This is a genomic window from Burkholderia sp. DN3021 (assembly GCF_049805555.1).
In the GTDB taxonomy this organism is placed as follows: Bacteria; Pseudomonadota; Gammaproteobacteria; order Burkholderiales; family Burkholderiaceae; genus Burkholderia; species Burkholderia pyrrocinia_C.
On the sequence record NZ_JBNCAB010000010.1, the window covers coordinates 53,692 to 74,357 of the forward strand.

Consider the following 20,666-nt stretch of genomic DNA (forward strand, 5'->3'; position numbering starts at 1 on the left):
CATGAAGAAGTTCCAGTTCCTGTCGTTTCTGGCCTCGCGCCAGTTCCTCGCGTTCCTCGCACTGATCGTCGTTGCACTGGTGATCTGGTTCGTCGGCCCGTTTTTCGCGTTCGGTGGGCTCAAGCCGCTCGCTGGCGCCGGTATGCGCGTGCTGCTGATCGCGCTGTTGCTTGCCGGCGTGCTGCTCTGGCTCGTGGGCTGGTCGACGAGCGTCGTGTTCGCCGCATTGCTTTGCTTGCTGCTCTGGTACGCCGCGCCGCTGCTCTCGTTCGGTCACGTGGCGCCATTCGAGCCGGTGTCGGCCCGACTCACCGCGATCGCGCTGGTGATGGCCGTTTTCGTTCTTTTCGGGATGTTTCGCCTGTGGCGGAAAATGCGCGAAGACGATGCGTTCCTGAAGAAGATGCTGCGCATGGATCGCCGCGAGAATGAATCGCCTGCCGCACCACGCTTGCGGAAAATCGAAGCGGTCGTGACGAGCGCGCTCGCGCGCCTCAAATCGATGCGTACCGGCGCGCGCGGTCTTGGCAAGCTGTTCCAGGGCAAGCGCTATTTGTACGAGCTGCCTTGGTACATCACGCTCGGCTCGCAAGGGGCCGGCAAGACCAGCGTACTGATGAACGGCGGATTGGCGTTTCCCGTTGCCGAGCAGATGCAGCGTGCGGCCGGGGCGCCGGCCGGTGATGCTGCCGCGGTGGACTGGTGGCTGACCAATGACGCGGTGCTGATCGACACGGCCGGCTACTACACGCATCATGGCATGTCGACGGCCGAGGACGTCGATGCGCCCGTCTCGGACACGGGAAAGCCGGCCACCGGCGTTCCGGGCAAGGACGGCGCCGATGCCCAGCCGGCTGCGAAAAGCGCTGAAGACGATACGAAGCGGAATGAGGCGTCGCAATCGAAAGCCGCCGCCGTGTCGACAGCCGGCGGTCCAGTCGTTCGGCCCGGTCACGGTGCGGGCGAACGCCGACAGAAGGTCGATCGCGCGGAATGGCTTGGATTTCTGGGCATGCTGCGCCGGCATCGGCCTCGCGCGCCGATCAACGGCGCGTTGCTGACGATCGATCTTGCCACGTTGGCCGGTGCCGACGAACAGGCGCGTGTGGCTGAGGCTGCCACGTTGCGCGCGCGGCTGGCCGAACTGAGGCAGGAGCTGGGTATTCGTTTCCCTGTCTATGTAATGGTCACGAAGATGGACCGTCTGACGGGTTTCGCCGAGTATTTCGGGGCGCTGACGGCCGAGGGGAGGGCGCAGGCATGGGGCTTCACGCTTCCGTATGGTAAGGAAACGGTTGCAAAGGAAGGGCTGCGTGCCCGCTGCCACGCGGAACTTGCCGAACTCGCGCAAAGGCTTGGCGCTTCGATCGATACGCACTTGCAGGATGAGTACGATGCGCGCAAGCGCCGGTCGCTTGCGGCGCTGCCCGAGGAGTTTGCTGCGCTGCTCGGACCGCTGCTCGACCTGATAGACCGGGTGTTTCTCGATTCACGGTACGACGATACCCAGCTCCATTCGACGTTGCGCGGCGTGTATTTCACGAGTGCACGACAACGGGACAGCGAGATAGTCGTGGAGCGCGGTACAGTCGTTCAACGTCTTCTGTCGACTCAGGACCACGCCCGCGTTTCACCGGCGCGAGCCGAGGGCAACCAAGGGTTCTTCCTGCACGATCTGCTGACCCGTGTCGTGTTCCCGGAAGCGCATCTGGTGAGCCCCAACCTGCGGTGGGAATACCGCTACCGACTCTTGCGCCTGATCGGCCACACATTGGCGCTGCTGTTGTTCGTGTGGCTGGCGATCGGCTTGCGCGTGAGCTTCGGCCACAACGGGGACTATCTCGCCACGATTGGCCGAAAGGTACAGGCGCTTACGGCCCGCGTCACGGAGTTGTACAAGACGCCGAAACTGCAAGCCGTGCCCGATACGCTGACAGACGCGCGTTATTTGCCGACCTTCCCGGGACTCGACCTGTCCGATCCGGACAGCGCGTGGCGCTACGGTCTCTACACGCCGGCGGACATTGCAACCGAAAGCCACCGCACCTACGACGCACTCGAAGACAACCTGCTGTTGCCGCAGATCGTGCACCGCCTGGAGAACGTCATGTCCGGCGCGATTGCGAGCAAGGATTCGAAGGCCGCCTACGATGCGCTGCGCGTATACCTGATGCTGTACGACAAGGCGAAGTTCAATGCCGCCGACGTCAAGGCGTGGGTGCTCGACGACTGGGCGAAGACCGATAGCGCGGCTGCTTTCGGTGGAAGGGCGTCGATGATCGACCACGTGCAACAGCTTTTCTCCGGAGAACGCGTGGTGCAGTCTCCGGTGATCCGCAACGACGCGCTGGTGCAGCAGGCGCGCGCTTTTCTCGAGGGTAGCAACGCCACCGACCGCCTTTACCAGCGCGCAAAGGCGGCCATGCTGAAGGAAGCGCCCGACGAGTTTACGTTGCTGCGCGCGGTAGGCCCGCAAGCCGGCACGGTATTCACGCGAGCAAGCGATGCACCGTTGTCGCGCGGCGTGTCGGGGCTCTTCACGTTCGATGGCTATCGGAATCTGTTCGACAAACGGCTGCCCGAGTTCGTGCAGATCGCGCGCGACGACGACGCATGGGTGATGGGGCGCTCATACTTGGGCGAGGCTCAAAAAAAAACGGCTGAGACCGTGAGCAACGCCGCCGGCGCGGACGATGCGTTGACCGACGCGGTTCGCCGCGAATATCTGATGGAATATGCCCAGCAGTGGGACGCGTTTCTCAACGACATCCGGACCGTGAGTGGCACCAGCCTCGCGTTCAATCTGAAGGTGCTGCGCAGCTTCGCGGCACCTGATTCGCCGCTGGTGCGGCTTGCCCGCGTAGCCGTGCACGAGACGACGCTCGCGCAGCCGATGACGGTGTCGGACGGTTCGCTGCTGCAGCGGGCCGCCGACCAGATCAATCAGAAGGCGGACAAGGCGCTGGGTATCCGGGCGTCGGAGCGCGTTGAACGGGAACTCGTCGACAATCACTTTGCGGCGCTGCGCGAGGTCGTTACCGGGAGCGTGGATGCGCAATCCGATACGCAACGTGCTGCCACACAGGCGGACAAGACGGGGCTGGATGGCGTTACCAACTTGCTGAACGACTATTACACGGCGCTCACCGTTGCCGACAATGCGTTGTCGAACAACAGCATGCCACCGGCGAGCGACGTAGCTGCGAAACTGAAAATGACGGCCGACACGATGCCGGCACCGTTTCGCGCCGTATTGCTGCAGCTTGCCGTCGATGGTTCGCGAGAAGTCAATCAGGGGATCGGCCAACTGCTGTCGCGCCAGATGCAGGCGGTGGTCGGCGACACTTGCCGGCTGACGATCGAAGGAAATTACCCGTTTTCGCCCGACAGCAAGCGCGACGTCGGTATCGACGACTTCACGCGCGTGTTTGCGCAGGGCGGCGTGATCGATGATTTCTTCGTGAAGACGCTGGCACTGTTCGTCGATACGTCCGCGAAGCCATGGCGCTATCGGACGCTGCCAGGCGCGACCGAGCCCGTACAGGGGCCGGACCTGGAGCCGTTCGAGCATGCGAAGGCAATCCGCGACATCTTTTTCAACGATCCCGGCCACAAGCAACTGACCTGGAAGGCTGACATCCGAATTCCCGAACTCGACCCGACGATCATGAGTCTGTCGCTCGACATCGATGGACAGACTACGCTCTATCAACATGGCCCGGTCGCGCCTTTCACGGTCACGTGGCCGGGACCGCGTGGCGGCGTCCACACGGAAATCACGGCCAGCCCGCGCATCCGGCCGGACACGTCGACGATTTCAACCGATGGCCCTTGGGCGTTGATGCGCCTGCTCGAGAAAGGTCGCGTGACGGAGACGGCGACGCCGGGCCGCACGCGCGTCGCGTTCAGTTTCGACGGGCGTCAAGCGGCGCTCGACGTCGCGAGCGCCGGGAGTGTCGCGAATCCGCTGACGAGCGACGTGCTGAAGACGTTCCGGTGCCCCAGCACGATGTCGGCGTTCAACCTGCCGGATAGCGGCCCGCCGCCGGGGTTGCCGCGAGGCATGTTGCCGGGGAGCGCGGGAAGCGCTTCCCGCTGAACCGGGAGGGATCGATCAAGATGACTCTTTCGACAACCGATCCGCTGGGCCACGCAGGCGCCGTGGCGTCGCCGCCTGTTGCCGCGCGGCTCACGGCCGCGGAGCAGGCGATCAACCCGCTGCTCGAAGCGTCGCGCGTTCTGTTGCAGGCATTGGCCGATACGCCCGAAATGCTCGATGCCGACGCTATTACACGGTGGCATCGATGGCTGGGGCAGGAAGTTCGTCTCTTCACCCGGATCTCCGGTGAACTCCAGCTCCGCCCCGAGCATGTCCGGCGCGCAAGCTATTGTCTGTGCTCCGCGCTCGACGAGGCGGCGATGCAGACGTCGTGGGGAAAGGGCGAAACAACCGGCGTCGAATGGCAGGACAACAGTCTGGCGAGTGTGTCGGGGCATGATCGTCAGGGCGGCGACCGTGTTTTCCAGCTGATCGACGAGGCAATGCGCGATCCGCGCGAGAACCTCGATCTGATTGAGTTGTACCAAAACGTACTCGATCTCGGGTTTCGTGGGCGATACCGATTTGAAGCAGGCGGTCACAAGCGCTTGCAGGTCATTCGCGAACACGTGCACGACGCGGTTATGACGGGTGGGCTGAGCGTGAATCGCGTCAGCGAGCCGCCGAAACGTACGCGACAGACGGTCGATCCGTGGGTACGTCCGGTGGCGGTGCGTCGATCGCGAGCGAGGTTCGTGGGAGGTCTCGCTGTTGCGTTATTGCTGGGGGCCGGGGGCTACGCCGCGGCGGACCGTTGGGTGCGCACGAAAGAGACCCCCCGGGCTTTGCCGCTTGATGCGCTCGCTCGAAACCTGGAACAGCGGCTTCGCGACGAGGTTGCCGCGGGGAATGTCGAACTGATCCGCGCTCCCGGGAGCGATACGTTGACGCTGCGGTTTGGCGGCCTGTTTGCGCCTGGTGATGCGGCGGTGGCGCCGTGGGGGGCTTCTGTCGTGGCTTCGGCCGGGCGGGAAATCGCGGTGCTGACCGGCAGTGCAACCGTGCATGTGGCGGGTTACGCGGACAGCACGTCGGCCCGTTCGACACGCCAAGCGTCTAACCAGGCGCTTTCCGAAGCGCGTGCCCGGCACGCGGCCCAGATTCTCGTTTCGGCTGGCGTATCGGCGCCGCGTATCAGTGTCGAGGGAAATGGCGAGGCCGATTCGCTGGCGGACAACGGAACCGCGGCGGGAAGGGCGAGAAATCGCCGCGTCGAAGTGACCATCACGGATTGACGTTCGATAGCTGGTAATCATCGCTGCGCGTCGTGTTCGCGCAGCCGGTGATGTTCTATCGGAATATCGCCGGCGACTGGCATCGCGATAGCACGCGCGATCACGACATCACGGAGGGCAGCAACGTACTGAACGTGCTGTCGACCTGGACGGAGGGTTTCCACGACCTGCAGTTGCGCCAGCTCGGCGGCAAATGGCGTCAGACGTTTGGCTGGTCTGCGGGTGATGGCGAGTATCAGCCGCGCGCTTCGAACCTGACGCAGGAATCCGACATGCAGGTATTCAAGGGCGGCATCGCCATGCGGATCGGCACGGTTCTGCTGATCTTTATAGTCTTCGATTACCGGGCGGATGGCGCGACGCTCGCGAATTCGTCGACGACGGCTTCGATCACTGCCTGCACGCGTGCGGTCTTGTACAGATCGGCATGCGCGACGAGCCACACGTCGAAATGATTGCATCGTCGGGGCATGAGGCGCACCAGTTCCGGCTCGGTTTCGGCGCGAAAGCACGGCAGCTCCGCGATGCCGAGCCCCGCAAGTGCGGCTTCGACCAGCATCATCGTCGACGATGTCTGGAACATCACGCGGCCGCGCGACGTCGATTCGCCGCACAGGGCGTCCCACATCGTGGGCACCACCGGCTGCTGGTACATCACCAGATCGTGTCCTTCGAACGCGCTGCCCGCGGCCGGTTCGCCACGCTCGGCCAGGTAGCGGCGCGATGCGTAGATGCCCGTTTCGAGATGCCCGAGCCGCCTGACGATCAGGTCCGGCGATTCCGGCCGCAACGTGCGAATCGCGAGATCCGCTTCGCGGCGCGTGAGATTGGCGATTTCGGTCGACGTCACGCACACGACGTCGATGCCGGCATGCCTGCGCCGCAAGCGGGCAATGGCGGGAATCACGAAACGCTTGCCGAGCGAGTCGGTCGTGGCAATGCGCACGGATCCCGCCAGCTGCTCGTCGAGCCCCATCACGCGCCGTTCGATCGTGAGCGACGCCCGTTCCATCGTTTCGGCCGGTTCGAGCAAGGCTTCGCCCGCGGTCGTCAGCACGTAGAGGGCCGGCGTTCGGAGAAACAGGCGGGCCGAGAGTTCGTCTTCGAGCGCGGCGATCCGACGCCCCACCGTCGCCTGATCGACGTTCAGTTGCGCCGCGGCGCCGCGCAGCGTGCCGGTGCGCGCGAGGGCCAGGAAGAAGCGGGCGTTGTCCCAGTTCATGCGGGTCGGCAGTGTCATCGGGCAGGGTGGCGGCAGACAGTGGAGATGCATATCTGCATCAGGCAAATGCGAAATTATCACTTTTCTGCATCGCGTGCCGTTTCTAGACTCCCGGCATCTGCCTGGAGGTTTCATGCCCGATTGCAATCCTGTTTCCCTTCCCGTATCCATCACGGCAGCGGGCCGCCCGACGGCCCGCGAACGCCGCTTCACGCTTGCGCTCGTCGCGATCGGAATGTTCATGGCGGTACTCGATACGACGATCGTCAACGTTGCGCTGCCAGCGATGCGCGCGAGTCTCGGTGCGACGGTCGCGGAGCTCGCGTGGATCGTCGACGCGTACACGCTCAGCTTCGCCGCGCTGATTCTCGCGGGCGGCGCGCTGTCCGACCGGTTCGGCGCCAAGCACGTCTACCTCGCGGGGCTGGCGCTGTTCGTCGCCGCATCGGCGGGATGCGGCTTCGCATCGTCCGTGGCCATTCTCGTGGCCGCGCGACTCGTGCAGGGCATGGGCGCCGCGCTCTTTTTGCCCGCGTCTCTCGCGGTCGTGCGCAGCACCTTCGACGTGCCTGCTGAGCGGGCGCGGGCGATTGCGGTATGGGCGGGCATCGCGTCGGTTGCGGTGGCCGTGGGGCCGGTGCTGGGCGGTATCCTCGTGGACGATTTCGGCTGGCGCAGCGCGTTCCTGATCAATGTGCCGACCGGCGCGGTCGCGTTTGCCGGGGCGGCCGTACTCGTCCGGGCGTCGGTCGCGCGGCAAACGCGCCACTTCGATTGGGCCGGCCAGTGTGTCGGTGCGATGGCGCTCGGCGCGCTGTGTTTCGCCGTGATCGAACTGCCGACGCGCGGCCCGGGCGCGGCGGAAGTCCGGTGCGCGCTTCTGGTCGCCGGACTCGCCGCAGCCGCGCTGGTCGTCATCGAGCGGCGTGCTCGCGATCCGATGGTTCCGCTGGCGTGGTTTCGCAATCGCACCTTCGTCGCGATGAACCTGATGGGCAGCCTCGTCTATGTCGGCTACTTCGGCTTGCTGTTCGTGCTGAGCCTGTACCTGCACGGGCGCTTCGGCATGAGCGCGCGGCAGACGGGGCTGACGCTGTTGCCGTTCGCGCTGAGCCTGTCGCTCGGCAATCTGTTGTCCGGAAAATTGCAGGGCCGGGTGCACCCGGTCCGGCTGATGGCGAACGGTCTCGGGATGGCGGCGCTGGCCATTCCGGCAATCGCGGCCGCGCTTGCGCTGCGCGCGCCGTGGCCGGTGGCCTGGACGGCGATGGCCGCATTCGGCACCGGGACCGCGCTGTCCGTGGCGCCGATGATCTCGACCGTACTCGAACAGGTGCCCGCGGACGCGGCGGGTGTGGCGTCAGGATTCCTCAATGCGGCGCGACAGGCAGGAAGCCTGTTCGGCGTGGCCATCGCCAGCGCCGCGACGATGCTGTTGCCGAATCCGACCGCCGCGCTGTGGGCGATCGCGGTGGTCGGTGGTGTCGCCTATGCGACGGCCGCCCTTGCCGCGCGGACGGCAGGCACGGCGAAAACCGCGCAGCGAAGCCGCTGACGCGCGAATCGCGTGGTCTGCACGGTGGTACGGCGGCACGCAGGCCACCGCGCAGGCACGTGCGGCCGCGCGACTGGACGCCGCACGGAATGTGGAGGACCATTTCATCGACATGCCGCGAACGCGCGTGCGTCATCGCTGCCCGTTCGTGCCGCCCCCAATCCTGCCGAACCCGTCGAGCGAAACATCATGGAACCCGATCAACAGACTGCCGAGCCGATCCTGTTGCGCGAGGTGCGCGACGGCGTCGTCACGCTGCGGCTGAACCGGCCGCAGCAGTTCAACGCGTTGTCCGAAGCGATGCTCGCGAGCCTGTACGACGCGTTCGGTGCGCTGGCGGCCGATCCGCACGTGCGCTGCGTCGTGCTGGCCGCGCAAGGCAAGGCGTTCTGCGCCGGCCACGACCTGCGGCAGATGCGCGGCAAGCCGGAACTCGACTACTACCGCTCGCTGTTCGCGCAGTGCAGCCGCGTGATGCTCGCGATGCGCGCATTGCCGGTGCCGGTGATCGCGCGTGTGCAGGGCATCGCGACGGCCGCCGGCTGCCAGCTCGTCGCCGCGTGCGACCTGGCCATCGCGGCCGACACCGCGCGCTTCGCGGTATCGGGCATCAACGTCGGGCTGTTCTGTTCGACGCCGGCCGTCGCGTTGAGCCGCAACGTCACGGCGAAGCGCGCGTTCGACATGCTCGTGACCGGGCGCTTCGTCGATGCGGCGACGGCCGCCGCGTGGGGGCTCGTCAACGAGGCCGTGCCCGAGGACGCGCTCGACGCGGCCGTCGCGCGCAAGGTCGCGGAGATCGTCGCGAAGAGCCCGGCCGCGGTGCGCTACGGCAAGCAGATTTTCTATCGCCAGCGCGAGTTGCCGCTCGACGAAGCGTATGCGTATGCAGGCGACGTGATGGCGCGCAACATGATGGAAGAGGATGCCGGCGAAGGGATCGACGCGTTCCTCGAGAAGCGGAAGCCGACGTGGCGCTCGTAGTACCTCGCCGGATCGGCCGGTCGAGCGGAGCGGAAGGGCTGTAACAAACGCGTATTCCCCGGCTCCGGTTTCCCGTCCGCCGGCACGTAAACGGACCGCCCGAGGCGGCCCGCAAGTGAAGCGGCACGCGCGGCGGCGCGGTAGTGTGCGCCGCAGCATCGACCTCGGTCAGTGCCCGTAGCTCCCGGTCCGCAGCGCCGGCTGCGCGGTCGACGCGCCGGGCGGCACGATCACGACCGGCACGCGGCGCGCGAGCGCGCACATCAGCTCGTAGCCGATCGTGCCGCTGGCTTCCGCGACATCGTCCACCTTCACCTGGTCGCCCCACAGCTCGACGCTCGATCCGATGCCCGCGTCCGGGCACGGCGTCAGGTCGACGGTCAGCATGTCCATCGACACGCGGCCGACGACGCGCGTCATCACGCCGTCCACCGCGATCGGCGTGCCGGTCGGCGCATGGCGCGGATAGCCGTCCGCGTAGCCGCACGCGACGACGCCGATCCGCATCGGCCGGTCGGCCGTGAAGCGGCGGCCGTAGCCGACGGTTTCGTCCGGCGACAGCGTCTGCACGCCGATGATCCTGCTCATCAGCGTCATCGCGGCCATCAGCGGCGTGTCGGCGATATGCCGCGCCGAGCCGGTCGGCGACGCGCCGTACAGGATCGTGCCGGGCCGCACCCAGTCGCGGTGCGCGCGCGGATGCCACAGCACGGCCGCCGAATTCGATACCGAGCGTTCGCCCGGAATCCCGGCCGTGGTCGCGTTGAACTGATCGAGTTGCCAGTCGACCTCGCCTTCGTCCGCGTTCGCGAAATGCATCATCAGCGTGATCCTGCCGATCGACGGCGCGCTCGCCGCGCGTTCCCACGCGGCGCGGAACGCGGCGGGCCGGTAGCCGAGCCGGTTCATCCCGGAATTCATCTTGAGCTGGATGTCGACCGGCTGCTGCGGCTTCGCGGCGATCAGCAGGTCGAGCTGCTCGTCGCAGTGCACGGCCACCGTCAGCCGATGGCGATCGGCCAGTTCGATGTCGGCCGGCTCGAAGATCCCTTCGAGCAGCAGCACGGGCTTGTCCCAGCCGAGCTCGCGCACGCGCACGGCTTCGTCGAGATCGAGCAGCCCGATGCCGTCGGCGGCCGCGAGGCCCGGGTAGATCCGTTCGATGCCGTGGCCGTATGCGTTGGCCTTGATGATGGCCCACACGCGCGACTGCGCAGCGGTGCGGCGGATGAAGTCGAGGTTGTGGCGGACGGCGTCGGGGCGGATATGGGCGACGATGGGACGGGGCATGGCGATGGCTCGGGTCGGATGTCGTTCGGCGCGCGGCGGCGCGCCCGGATCGGCAGGCTGGCGCGGTTATGCGCCAAGCCAGTGTTGAGCGCTATCTTATTGGTGTTCGACCAGTTTTAATTAACGTATTTGTGGATGATTTGGTGGAAATTGGGGTGGCGGACTACGCTGACCGCAGCCGTCGGCGGCACGTGCAGCCGAGTCTCCCGTCTAGAAAACCGGTGCGTGAACAGCGTGGCGCGATGCTAAGCTCTCGACGATTTTGTCATTGAGCAATGTAATTATCATAAAGGAGGAGACTTTGATGACGACGTCCCAGCTGTGCCTGTTCATCGTGGCGCTGTTGCCGTTCCCGCTGACGTTCCTGGCCAAGGCTCGCAAGGGCTACGACAACCGTACGCCGCGCGACTACCTGGCGAAACTCGAAGGCTGGCGTGCGCGGGCGCAGGCCGCGCACCAGAACGCGTGGGAAGCGCTTGCGCTGTTCACGGCCGCGCTGGTGGTCGCGTGGCACAACGGCGCGAACGCGCATCACGTCGACCAGCTCGCGATGGGCTTCGTTGCGATCCGCATCGTCTATCCGCTGATGTACCTGCTGAACTGGGCGTCGCTGCGTTCGCTCGTGTGGTTCGGCGGGATGGTGTGCGTCGTCGCGCTGTTCTTCGCCACGCCGTAACCGGCCGTTGAGAAGCGGTGCCGGCTTCGCGTGCCGGCGCTGCTAGGCGCCGCCCGCGCCCCGCGCGTGACTGTCGTTGGATGCGGGCGCAACGATCTTGGCGACGAACGGCGGCGCGTCCGCTTCGCGGCGCAGGAACGCGATCAACGGATCGAGCAGCCGGTGCCGCGTCGACGGATGGCGGCGCAGCACGAAGCGCCATGACGCGTCGCGCTGGAGGCCCGGCACCAGCGGCACCAGACGTCCGCTGCGCAGTTCGGGCTCGATGAGCGGCACGCGGCCGAGCGCGATGCCCGCACCGCCCACCGCCGCGCCGATCACCTGGCTGAAACTGCTGTAGCGGACGATCTTCGTTTCGAAATCGTCCGGCAAGCCGAACTCCGATGCCCAGTTGCGCCAGTCGATCTCGGGGCTGTTTTCGTGCATTTCCTGCAGCAGCCGCGAGCGGCACACGTACCCCGATGCGTACGGATACAGCTCGGGGCTACATACCGGAAACACGGTCTCCCGCATCAGCACGTCGTCGTCGGCCCGCAGCCGGTGCGCGGGCACGTGCACGATCGCCAGATCGATGCCGCTGCGCGCGAAATCCGGTTCATCTTCGAGCACGACGGCATGCAGCGGCGTTTCGGGATGAAGCGACGAGAATTCCGCGAGACGGCGTGCGAGCCACATCGACGAAAACGGCGCATTGGCGGAAACGGTGAGCCGTTGCGCGGTGCCGCGAATCTCGGCGCAGGCGTCGGTCAGGCGCGACAGCGCGTCGCTGACGGCCGGCAGCAGGCGTGCGCCGGCCGGCGTGAGGCCGATGCCGCCGAGCCCCGTGCTGCGTTCGAGCAGCCGCGCGCCGAGCGATTCCTCGAGCGCGCGGATCTGGTGGCTGACCGCGCTGGTCGATACGTTCAGCTCGGCCGCCGCGCGCGCGAACCCGCCGAGGCGGACAGCCGCCTCGAAAGCCCGCAGTGCGCTAAGGGGAGGAAGGTGCGACATGCGGGGTATTGTAGTTGACTCAACACCCGTTGAAAAATCATCTTTTGCCGCGCGCGGGCCGCGCAGGTAGCCTCGATCCGGTCAAGAAAAACCGCACCGAAACACCGACTGGAGGGCTTCATGTATTTCGACCGACGACTATGGGCAATGATGGCGGGACTACGCTGGCGGGTGGCCGCGGCCGTCGCGCTCGGGCTGCTCGCGATGGGTGTCGGCATCCTCCGTTTCGTGTTCCTCGGCCGCGTGCTGGCGCTGGTCTTTTCCGCCGCGCCGGTGCGCAGCATCGCCGAAGCCGTCGTTGCAACGGCGGCCTGCGTGCTGCTGCGCGCATGGCTCGACCATCGCCGCACGGTGCTCGCGCAGCACACGGCCGGGCGCGTGCAGGCCACGCTGCGCGCGCGGCTGTTCGACCGGATCGCCGCGCTCGGCCCCGCATGGTTCGGCGGCGAACGCACGGGCGGCGTGATGCTGGCCGTCGTCGACGGCGTCGAGCAACTGCAGACCTTCTTCGGCGTCTACCTGCCGCAGCTCGTGATCGCCGCGTGCGCGCCGGTGATGATCTTCGCGGTGCTCGCATGGTGGGACGTGCCGACGGCCGCGATCCTGCTGGTCGCGGCGCTCGTCACGCTCGCGCTGCCGCAGCTCGTGCATCGCGCCGACCGGCGCGCGGCGCTCGCACGCTCGGCCGCCTTCAAGGCATTCGGCGAGGAGTTTCTCGATGCGGTGCAGGGCCTGCCGACATTGAAGGCGTTCGGGCAGAGCACCGCGTTCGGCGCGAAGCTGGCCGCGAAGGCGCGCGCGTTGTCCGACAGCACGTTCTGGGTGCTCGCGCTCGGCCTGCTGACGCGGCTCTTCACCGATCTCGGCACCGGCCTCGGCGCGGCCGCGGCGATCGCGGTCGGCGCGTGGCGCGTGCGGCACGGCGACATGAGCCTCGAGGCGCTGCTGATCGTGCTGATGGCCGGCAGCGAGATCTTCCGGCCGCTGCGCGACCTGCGCGCGGTGCTGCATCAGGGAATGATCGGCCAGTCGGCGGCGAATGCAATCCACGCGCTGCTCGACGCGGGCAGCCATGCGCCGGCCGCCGATGCGCCGCGCGTGACGGGCTTGCGGCCGGAGATCGTGTTCGACGGCGTCAGCTTCGCGTATCCGGGGCGCCGCGCGGACGCGCATGCGGCGCTGAGCTTCTCGGTCCGCGAAGGCGAGACGGTGGCGATCGTCGGCCCGAGCGGCGCGGGCAAGTCGACCATCGTGCGCCTGCTGCTGCGCCAGCATGACGCGCAGGGCGGCGCGATCCACATCGGCGGCCACGACGTGCGCACGCTCGACGCCGACCAGGTACGCGAGATGATCGCGGTCGTCGCGCAGGATGCGACGCTGTTCGACGGCAGCGTCGCCGACAACCTGCGGCTCGGCCGCCCCGATGCGAGCGACGCGGACATGATCGCGGCCGCGCGCGCCGCCAACGCGCACGATTTCATCTCGGCGCTGCCCGACGGTTACGCGACGCGCATCGGCGAACGCGGGCTGATGCTGTCGGGCGGCCAGCGCCAGCGCATCGCGATTGCCCGCGCGCTGCTGCGCGATGCGCCGATCCTGCTGCTCGACGAGGCGCTGTCGTCGGTCGACGCGGAAAACGAGGCGCTGATCCAGCAGGCGCTCGACCGGCTCACGCGCGGGCGCACGACGCTCGTGCTCGCGCACCGGCTGTCCAGCGTGATCGGCGCCGACCGCATCCTGGTGCTCGACCAGGGGCAGGTGGTCGACGAAGGGACGCACGCGGCGCTGATCGCGCGCGACGGTCCGTATCGCCGGCTGATGGGGCCGCAACTGGAGGCGGTCGCCGAATCGATCGGCGCGGCGACGGCGGCCGGCGCCACCGCGCGTGCGTCGTCGGGCCCGCAGGTCAGGCCGCTGAACGACGACGCGGCGACGATCGGCTGGCCGGAAACGTTGCGGACGCTGCTGCGCTTCGTGCGTCCGTGGAAGAGCAAGGTCGCGCTGACCGTGCTGTTCGGGATCGGCCGTGTGCTCGCGTTCGTCGGCGTCGGCGTGATCGGCGCGCTGGTGGTCGGCGCTGTGTCGGCCGGTCACGCGAGCATGGCGCTCGTCGCGGCGCTGCTCGTGATCGCGCCGGTGGCGGCCGTGCTGCACTGGCTCGAATCGTGGCTCGCGCACGACATGGCGTACCGGCTGCTCGCGGAAATGCGCATCGCGCTGTTCGCGACGCTCGAACGCCTCGCGCCGGCCGGGCTGCTGCGTCGCCGTTCCGGCGATCTCGTCGCGCTCGCGACGCAGGACGTGGAGACGGTCGAGTATTTCTATGCGCACACGCTGGCGCCCGCGTTCGTCGCGGTGCTTGTGCCGGCCGGCGTGCTGGTGCTGCTCGCGTCGATCGCGTGGCCGCTCGCGCTCGTGCTGCTGCCGTTCCTGCTGTGGGCCGGGCTGGCGCCCGTGCTGGCCCGCCGCGACGTCGACCGGCTCGGCACCGGCGCGCGCGAAGCGCTCGGCCAGCTCGGCGCGCACCTGACCGAAACGATCCAGGGGCTCGCGGAGCTGACCGCGTTCCAGGCGATCGCGCGTCGGCGCGAAGCGTTCGTGGCCGAGGTCGATGCGTATCGGAAGCAGCGCGCGAAGCTGCTCGACGACCTGTCGACGCAAAGCGCCGCGCTGGAAATCGCGAGCGGGCTCGGCGGGCTGGCCGTCGCGGCGCTCGGCGCGCTGCTGTGCGCGCGCGGCTGGTTTCCGCGCGAGTCGTTGCCGCTGCTGGTGCTGGTCGCGGTGGCCGCGTTCATGCCGGTTGCCGAAATCGGCCAGGTCGCGCGCCAGCTCGCCGACACGATCGCGTCGACGCGACGGTTGCGCGCGCTCGAGAAGGAGCCCGTGACCGTAACGGACGGCACGCAGCCGATGCCCGGCAACCCGGCGGTGCGCTTCGAGGAAACGTGCTTCACGTATCCGGGCCGCGGCGTGCCCGCGATCGACCGCGTGAGCTTCGAGGTGCCGGCCGGCAGCACGGTTGCGCTGGTCGGCGCGTCGGGCGCCGGCAAGTCGACGGTCGCGAGCCTGCTCCTACGCTTCTGGGATCCGCAGCACGGCCGCGTGACGCTCGGCGGCGTCGACCTGCGCGACCTGCGGCTTGACGACCTGCGGCAGCACATCGCGCTCGTTGCGCAGGATACCTATCTTTTCAACGACACGCTCGAAGCGAACATCCGGCTCGCCGCGAGCGACGCGTCCGACGCGGACGTGCAGCGCGCGATCGATCATGCGGCGCTCGGCGAATTCGTCGCGCGGCTGCCGGACGGGCTCGCGACGCGCGTTGGCGAGCGCGGCGTCCAGCTGTCGGGCGGCCAGCGCCAGCGTGTCGCGATCGCGCGCGCGTTCCTGAAGGATGCGCCCGTGCTGATCCTCGACGAGGCGACGTCCCACCTGGACACGATCAGCGAGCAGCAGATTCGCGCGGCGCTGGACGACCTGATGACGCAGCGCACGTCGATCATCATTGCGCACCGGTTGTCGACCGTGCGCAATGCCGACACGATTCTCGTGATCGAGCAGGGCAGCGTCATCGAGGCCGGGCGTCATGCGGAACTGATGGCGCGGCAGGGTGCGTATGCGCGGCTCGTGTCGCATCAGGCGAGCGGGGTGGCGGCGTGATCGAAGCCGTATCGGTGTGCCGCCGGCCGGCGTTCAGGCGCGAATCCCGCAACGCTCGTTGAGGCGCGCCGGCGGTTGCCGGCTCCGCGGGCACGACCACCCCGGCACGACGCCGTGTCGAATCGCTGACTCCCTGCGCGAACGGCGGCGGATCGTGGCGAATGCGCTCGCGGTTGCGCCGTCGTCATCCCGCCGCACGTGTTGCACGGGATGGCAAACCTGCGGGCGCACACCAAACGCGACCATCCTCTCTCACGTTCCGCCATCCGCCCGTGCGGCGCGACCCGGCCCGGGCGCTCCGCTCCGGCCATGCCCCGATTCCTCCGATGTATCCCGCCAGCACGGCCCGGGTTTGTCTCGATGCAATTCCCCGTTGCGCACTTTTTTGTTGTCGTAGTATCGCCGTTGACAACACATGTTGCACTACGGTCTAATTCAACATCGCATGTTGCGGTGCGGCTTGATGTCGTCGTTCCCGCCGGCCGGCTGGCCGGCTACATCGCTCAATCATGCGGAGAGAAACCATGAGTCGCCGTTCCTTCCTGAAAGCCGTCGCGGTCGTTGCCGCGCTCGGCGCAAGCCTCGCGCACGCGGATACCAGGACGCTCGTCGTCGGGACCGATACGTCGTTCATGCCGTTCGAGTTCAAGCAGGGCGACAAGTACGTCGGCTTCGATCTCGATCTGTGGGCGGAGATCGCGAAGGACCAGGGCTGGAAATACACGATCCAGCCGATGGATTTCGCGGGCCTGATCCCGGCGCTGCAGACGCAGAACATCGACGTCGCGCTGTCGGGGATGACGATCAAGGAGGAGCGCAAGAAGGCGATCGACTTCTCCGCGCCGTACTACGACAGCGGCCTCGCGGCGATGGTGCAGGTCGGCAACACGACGATCAAGTCGATCGACGACCTGAACGGCAAGGTGATCGCCGCGAAGACGGGCACCGCGACGATCGACTGGATCAAGGCGCACCTGAAGCCGAAGGAGATCCGCCAGTTCCCGAACATCGACCAGGCCTATCTCGCGCTTGAAGCCGGCCGTGTCGACGCGGCGATGCACGATACGCCGAACGTGCTGTTCTTCGTGAACAACGAAGGCAAGGGCAAGGTGCAGGTCGCGGGGCAGCCGGTCAGCGGCGACAAGTACGGGATGGGTTTTCCGAAGGGCAGCGCGCTCGTGCCGAAGGTCAACGCGTCGCTCGTGAAGATCAAGGCCGACGGCCGCTACGCGCAGATCTACAGGAAGTGGTTCGGCGCCGAGCCGCCGAAGATGTGAGCGTGACGGCGCAACAGCGCGCGGCCGTGCGGCCGCGCCGGTCTTGAATCGAACGGGGAGCGACAAGTGAATTTCGATTGGTCGGCGATCTGGGCGGCGTTGCCGGACCTGATGGACGGGGTCCGGTTGACGGTGTTCATCGCACTTTTCGGGCTGGTGGGCGGCTTCATCGTCGGGATGATCGCGGGCATGTTCCGCGCATACGGACCGAAGGCGATGAACGTGCTCGCACAGGTCTACATTGAACTGATTCGCGGCACGCCGATCGTCGTGCAGGTGATGTTCCTGTATTTCGCGCTGCCGTTGCTCGCGCACATCCGGATCGACGGCCTGACGGCCGCGATCATCGCGATCACGGTGAATTCCGGCGCATATCTCGCTGAAGTGGTGCGCGGCGCGCTGCTGTCGATCCCGAAGGGACTGACGGAAGCGGGGCTCGCGATGGGCTTGTCGATGCCGCGCGTGCTGCTGAAGGTGGTCGGGCCGCTGGCGTTCCGGCGGCTGATTCCGCCGCTCGGCAACCAGTGCATCGTGAGCCTGAAGGACACGTCGCTGTTCATCGTGATCGGCGTCGGCGAACTGACGCGCAAGGGGCAGGAAATCATCGCGGGCAATTTCCAGGCGGTCGAGATCTGGAGCGCGGTGGCTGTCATCTACCTGATGCTGACCGGTGCGATGACGCTGACGCTGCGGCTCGTCGAAAAGCGGATGAGGATCCTTTGACGTCCCTGCTTCCCTGAAGAGGAGCAATTCCCACAACTGGCGATGCACGTCCGCATCGGAGAATGTTCAACGCAGCGTTGGTATCTCGATCATGCACGACACCACAGCCACTGCAGGTCCACTCTCTTATTCGCAGCCCCGCGATACCTTTCGGCCGCGTCGTGCTGTCATTCGACCCGCACGCCGAACAGGACTGGGTAGAACCGCTTTCGTCCACTTCCTCAAACGAGGCTCCGTGCGCGATCGCTTTGTAGCGGAGCTTGTTTCGGAAGGACGACCAGGATGCGTCATAGACGCTTCTCGCCATCCTGGTTCTGGCGAGTTTCGCGGCGGACACGTTGCCGACCGCGATGTAGTCGAAGCGTCGAATCAGATCGAGCGCGAGCTTGTGCTGGAAATCGGCGCGGGCGTTCGTCACCTTGGCGTGCAGCTTCGCGATATGCCGCTTGTGCTTTCGCGCGCGTTGGGCTTTCGCCAGCTTTTCAGCCGCGCGTTGACCGAAGCGGTCGTTCGGCAGCTTTTCGCCGGTCGAAAGTGTGGCGAAGTCTTTCAGGCCGAGATCGATGCCGACGCCGGAATGGATCGGGCGAGCCTGAACGTCGGACATCTCAATCACGATGTTCAGGAACCAGTTGCCACGCGCATCCTGCGCGAAGTTGGTTCCGTCCTTGATCTTGCCTTCGGGAAGCGGGCGACTGCTGAACACGCGAAAGGTATTTCCTGCGAAGCGAAATGCATCGCCCTCGCGCTTCAGGTCGCGGCCCTTCAGCGGTACCCAGCCGAGCGATTTCCTGCCGCGATAGCGCAGGTAGGGCCGACGGTGCTGGCTGCGCGATTTCGCGTACTGCTCGCACGTTGCGTTGACGGTACCGGAGTGGATCCCGAGTTCCTTGCTGCTACCCGTGGTCAGCACGTTCAGGTCAAAACCCGTCGGCCACTTCTTGTTCCACTTGAGCGCGTGCTTCTGCGTGTCGTTGCAGAAGTTCCAGACGTAGTTCACCGCACGGCTCTGCTTGTTAAGCAGTCCGTTGAGCGACTTTACCCGGTAGCGGTAGACAAGGATCATGCTCGCCACTCTAATGTTGGAGCGCTGTCTGTCAACAACGCTTTTTTCCGCTTTGCCAAAAATTGCAGCGTTTCCTGGAGCATCCTATGAGCATGATCGAATTCCAGAACGTGTCGAAGAGCTTCGGCCACGTGCCGGTGCTGAAGCACATCGACCTGAAGATCGACGCGGGCGAGGTGGTGGTCGTGATCGGCCCGTCGGGGTCGGGCAAATCGACGATGCTGCGCTGTATCAACGCGCTCGAGAAAATCACCGGCGGCGAACTGCTCGTCGACGGCCAGAGCGTGCGCGGCAACGCGACCACGATCCGCAACATCCGGCTCGAAGCCGGCATGGTGTTCCAGCAGTTCAACCTGTTTCCGCAAATGACCGCGCTCGAGAACGTGATGTTCGGGCCGATCCAGGTGCGCGGCGCATCGCGCGCCGACGCGCGCGACCAGGCGATGGCGCTGCTCGACAAGGTCGGCCTCGAATCGCGCGCGAATCATTACCCGTCCGAGCTGTCGGGCGGCCAGCAGCAGCGCGTCGCGATCGCGCGCGCGCTCGCGATCCGGCCGCGGCTGATGCTGTTCGACGAGCCGACGTCGGCGCTCGATCCGGAATTGCGCCACGAAGTGCTGAAAGTGATGCAGGATCTTGCAACCGAAGGGATGACGATGATCGTCGTCACGCACGAGATCGGCTTCGCGAAGCGGGTCGGCACGCGCCTGCTGTTCATGGATCAGGGCGGGATTGCCGAGGACGGCCATCCGGTCGACCTGATCGACCGGCCGCCGACGCCGCGCCTGAAGGAGTTCCTGAAACACGTGTCCTGAACGAAACCGATACATTCGACATGCCGCTTTCCCTTTCGCCCGTCATCGCCGGCGCGCCGTTCGATATCGGCGTGCGCCTCGGCGAACTCGCCCGTCCCGTGTTCGATGCGTACATGCAGCAGAGCAGCGCATGGCAGGCCGTGCGCCGCTGGCGCGGCCATCCGTTCGTCGGCGCGCTGCGGCAGGCCGCGCTGGCCGCGTACCCCGATCTCGTCGCGGAACTGGACGGGATCGCGGCGGGCATCGGCTGGCCGGCCGAGGACATCTTCCTCTGGAACTGCCGCGGCGAGCTGATCCACAACGCGCCGGACGGCTGTACGACGCTCGCCGCGCGCGACGCGGACGGCACGCGCTGGATCGCGCACAACGAGGACGGCGACCCGTTCCTGCGCGAGCGCTGCCTGCTCGTCGACGTGCAGCCGGCAGGCAAGCCGGGCTTCATCAGTTTCTACTACCCCGGTTCGCTGCCGGGCCATACGTTTGCCGCGAACCGCGCGGGTATCGCGCAGGCGATCAACAACCTGCGGATTCGCACGCCGGCACCGGGCGTGCCGCGGATGATCCTCGCGCGTGCCGTGCTCGACGCGACGTCGCTCGACGCGGCGGCCGACGTGCTGCGCCTGCATGCCCGCGCGAGCGGTTTTCATCACACGCTCGGCGCGACCGGCGATGCGCGGCTGCTGAGCATCGAAGCGAGCGCCGCGCGTTGTTCGGTGATTGACGTGACAAGGCTTGCCGGCCATGCGAACCATCTCGTGCATCCCGGCTGCGAAGCAGAGGCGCAGATCGTCACGCAATCGTCGGCCGACCGCCAGCGGCGCGTCGATGCGCTGACGCCCGGCATCGACGCGATCGACGAAGCCGCGCTGCTGCGCGTGCTCGGCGATCGCGCGCCGGAAGGACTGCCGATCTACCGCGACGACCCGGCCGACCCCGACGACGAGAACACGCTCGCGACCGCGGTGTTCGCGATCGGCGCGGCGGCGATCGGTTTCACCATTTACCAGCACGGCACGCAGCGCTTCGCGACGCGCATCGTGCCGTCCGGGCGCGCGCACGGCGCGTCCTGATCCA

The 20,666-nt window shown here is 66.8% G+C and carries 14 protein-coding genes and 1 pseudogene; 11 read left to right on the forward strand and 4 right to left on the reverse strand.

Annotation, left to right across the window (positions count from 1 at the left end):
• The first annotated feature begins 1 nt into the window (after position 1).
• The 3 genes from tssM to ACPUER_RS08080 are packed head-to-tail and all read left to right on the forward strand — an operon-like array spanning position 2 to position 5,789.
• Positions 2-4,099: a type VI secretion system membrane subunit TssM gene (gene tssM, locus ACPUER_RS08070; RefSeq protein WP_425130803.1), complete on the forward strand. Its 4,098-nt coding sequence runs from the start codon at positions 2-4 to the stop codon at positions 4,097-4,099.
• Positions 4,100-4,119: 20 nt separating this feature from the next.
• Complete coding sequence (gene icmH / locus ACPUER_RS08075; protein ID WP_425130804.1) at positions 4,120-5,334, forward strand: type IVB secretion system protein IcmH/DotU; 1,215 nt, start codon at positions 4,120-4,122, stop codon at positions 5,332-5,334.
• 32 nt (positions 5,335-5,366) lie between these two features.
• Positions 5,367-5,789, forward strand: coding sequence for a hypothetical protein (locus ACPUER_RS08080; protein WP_425130805.1), 423 nt, complete (start codon positions 5,367-5,369; stop codon positions 5,787-5,789).
• Here the strand turns inward: ACPUER_RS08080 and ACPUER_RS08085 are convergent.
• The gene (locus ACPUER_RS08085; protein WP_175959205.1) at positions 5,675-6,556 is read right to left on the reverse strand and encodes a LysR family transcriptional regulator; all 882 of its coding nucleotides are present in this window, start codon (positions 6,554-6,556) and stop codon (positions 5,675-5,677) included. The genes ACPUER_RS08080 and ACPUER_RS08085 overlap by 115 nt on opposite strands.
• Before the next feature lie 133 nt (positions 6,557-6,689).
• Here ACPUER_RS08085 and ACPUER_RS08090 point away from each other — a divergent pair, with 133 nt between their 5' ends.
• Entirely contained in the window at positions 6,690-8,111 is a 1,422-nt protein-coding gene (locus tag ACPUER_RS08090; protein WP_425130831.1) for an MFS transporter, read from the forward strand.
• A 189-nt stretch (positions 8,112-8,300) separates the two neighbouring features.
• Positions 8,301-9,095, forward strand: a complete 795-nt coding sequence (locus tag ACPUER_RS08095; protein ID WP_425130806.1) for an enoyl-CoA hydratase — start codon at positions 8,301-8,303, stop codon at positions 9,093-9,095.
• A 168-nt stretch (positions 9,096-9,263) separates the two neighbouring features.
• Here the strand turns inward: ACPUER_RS08095 and alr are convergent, their stop codons facing one another.
• Positions 9,264-10,385, reverse strand: a complete 1,122-nt coding sequence (alr, locus tag ACPUER_RS08100; protein WP_425130807.1) for an alanine racemase — start codon at positions 10,383-10,385, stop codon at positions 9,264-9,266.
• A 304-nt stretch (positions 10,386-10,689) separates the two neighbouring features.
• Here alr and ACPUER_RS08105 point away from each other — a divergent pair, with 304 nt between their 5' ends.
• Positions 10,690-11,061 carry an MAPEG family protein gene (locus tag ACPUER_RS08105; RefSeq protein WP_425130808.1) on the forward strand — a complete coding sequence of 124 codons (372 nt, stop codon included), beginning with the start codon at positions 10,690-10,692 and terminating at the stop codon, positions 11,059-11,061.
• Positions 11,062-11,103: 42 nt separating this feature from the next.
• On the opposite strand, the gene ACPUER_RS08110 is transcribed toward ACPUER_RS08105, so the two are convergent.
• Positions 11,104-12,051 (reverse strand): LysR family transcriptional regulator, encoded by a 948-nt coding sequence (locus ACPUER_RS08110; protein WP_105392155.1) that lies wholly within the window; start codon positions 12,049-12,051, stop codon positions 11,104-11,106.
• A gap of 120 nt (positions 12,052-12,171) precedes the next feature.
• On the opposite strand from ACPUER_RS08110, the gene ACPUER_RS08115 reads away from it, so the two are divergent.
• The 3 genes from ACPUER_RS08115 (at position 12,172) to glnP (ending at position 17,711) form a co-directional block, all read left to right on the forward strand.
• Complete coding sequence (locus tag ACPUER_RS08115; RefSeq protein WP_425130809.1) at positions 12,172-15,711, forward strand: ATP-binding cassette domain-containing protein; 3,540 nt, start codon at positions 12,172-12,174, stop codon at positions 15,709-15,711.
• A 524-nt stretch (positions 15,712-16,235) separates the two neighbouring features.
• On the forward strand, positions 16,236-16,988 hold the full coding sequence (glnH, locus tag ACPUER_RS08120) for a glutamine ABC transporter substrate-binding protein GlnH (RefSeq protein WP_175958851.1): 753 nt from the start codon (positions 16,236-16,238) through the stop codon (positions 16,986-16,988).
• 66 nt (positions 16,989-17,054) lie between these two features.
• Positions 17,055-17,711 carry a glutamine ABC transporter permease GlnP gene (glnP, locus tag ACPUER_RS08125; RefSeq protein WP_175958852.1) on the forward strand — a complete coding sequence of 219 codons (657 nt, stop codon included), beginning with the start codon at positions 17,055-17,057 and terminating at the stop codon, positions 17,709-17,711.
• A gap of 16 nt (positions 17,712-17,727) precedes the next feature.
• Here the strand turns inward: glnP and ACPUER_RS08130 are convergent.
• Positions 17,728-18,777, reverse strand: a pseudogene (locus ACPUER_RS08130) (RNA-guided endonuclease InsQ/TnpB family protein); the annotation flags it as partial.
• A gap of 86 nt (positions 18,778-18,863) precedes the next feature.
• Between ACPUER_RS08130 and glnQ the strand changes: the two are divergent.
• Together glnQ and ACPUER_RS08140 are read left to right on the forward strand one after the other, a co-directional pair.
• A complete protein-coding gene (glnQ, locus tag ACPUER_RS08135) occupies positions 18,864-19,592 on the forward strand; it encodes a glutamine ABC transporter ATP-binding protein GlnQ (RefSeq protein ID WP_059237091.1) in 729 nt (242 codons plus the stop codon).
• Positions 19,593-19,612: 20 nt separating this feature from the next.
• Positions 19,613-20,662 (forward strand): C45 family autoproteolytic acyltransferase/hydolase, encoded by a 1,050-nt coding sequence (locus ACPUER_RS08140; protein ID WP_425130810.1) that lies wholly within the window; start codon positions 19,613-19,615, stop codon positions 20,660-20,662.
• Positions 20,663-20,666 lie beyond the last annotated feature (4 nt).

Coding starts and splice junctions, on each gene's coding strand:
- tssM (WP_425130803.1), top strand. CDS start 2: ATGAAGAAGTTCCAGTTCCTGTCGTTTCTGGCCTCGCGCCAGTTCCTC.
- icmH (WP_425130804.1), top strand. CDS start 4,120: ATGACTCTTTCGACAACCGATCCGCTGGGCCACGCAGGCGCCGTGGCG.
- ACPUER_RS08085 (WP_175959205.1), bottom strand. CDS start 6,556: ATGAACTGGGACAACGCCCGCTTCTTCCTGGCCCTCGCGCGCACCGGC.
- ACPUER_RS08090 (WP_425130831.1), top strand. CDS start 6,690: ATGCCCGATTGCAATCCTGTTTCCCTTCCCGTATCCATCACGGCAGCG.
- ACPUER_RS08095 (WP_425130806.1), top strand. CDS start 8,301: ATGGAACCCGATCAACAGACTGCCGAGCCGATCCTGTTGCGCGAGGTG.
- alr (WP_425130807.1), bottom strand. CDS start 10,385: ATGCCCCGTCCCATCGTCGCCCATATCCGCCCCGACGCCGTCCGCCAC.
- ACPUER_RS08105 (WP_425130808.1), top strand. CDS start 10,690: ATGACGACGTCCCAGCTGTGCCTGTTCATCGTGGCGCTGTTGCCGTTC.
- ACPUER_RS08110 (WP_105392155.1), bottom strand. CDS start 12,051: ATGTCGCACCTTCCTCCCCTTAGCGCACTGCGGGCTTTCGAGGCGGCT.
- ACPUER_RS08115 (WP_425130809.1), top strand. CDS start 12,172: ATGTATTTCGACCGACGACTATGGGCAATGATGGCGGGACTACGCTGG.
- glnH (WP_175958851.1), top strand. CDS start 16,236: ATGAGTCGCCGTTCCTTCCTGAAAGCCGTCGCGGTCGTTGCCGCGCTC.
- glnQ (WP_059237091.1), top strand. CDS start 18,864: ATGAGCATGATCGAATTCCAGAACGTGTCGAAGAGCTTCGGCCACGTG.
- ACPUER_RS08140 (WP_425130810.1), top strand. CDS start 19,613: ATGCCGCTTTCCCTTTCGCCCGTCATCGCCGGCGCGCCGTTCGATATC.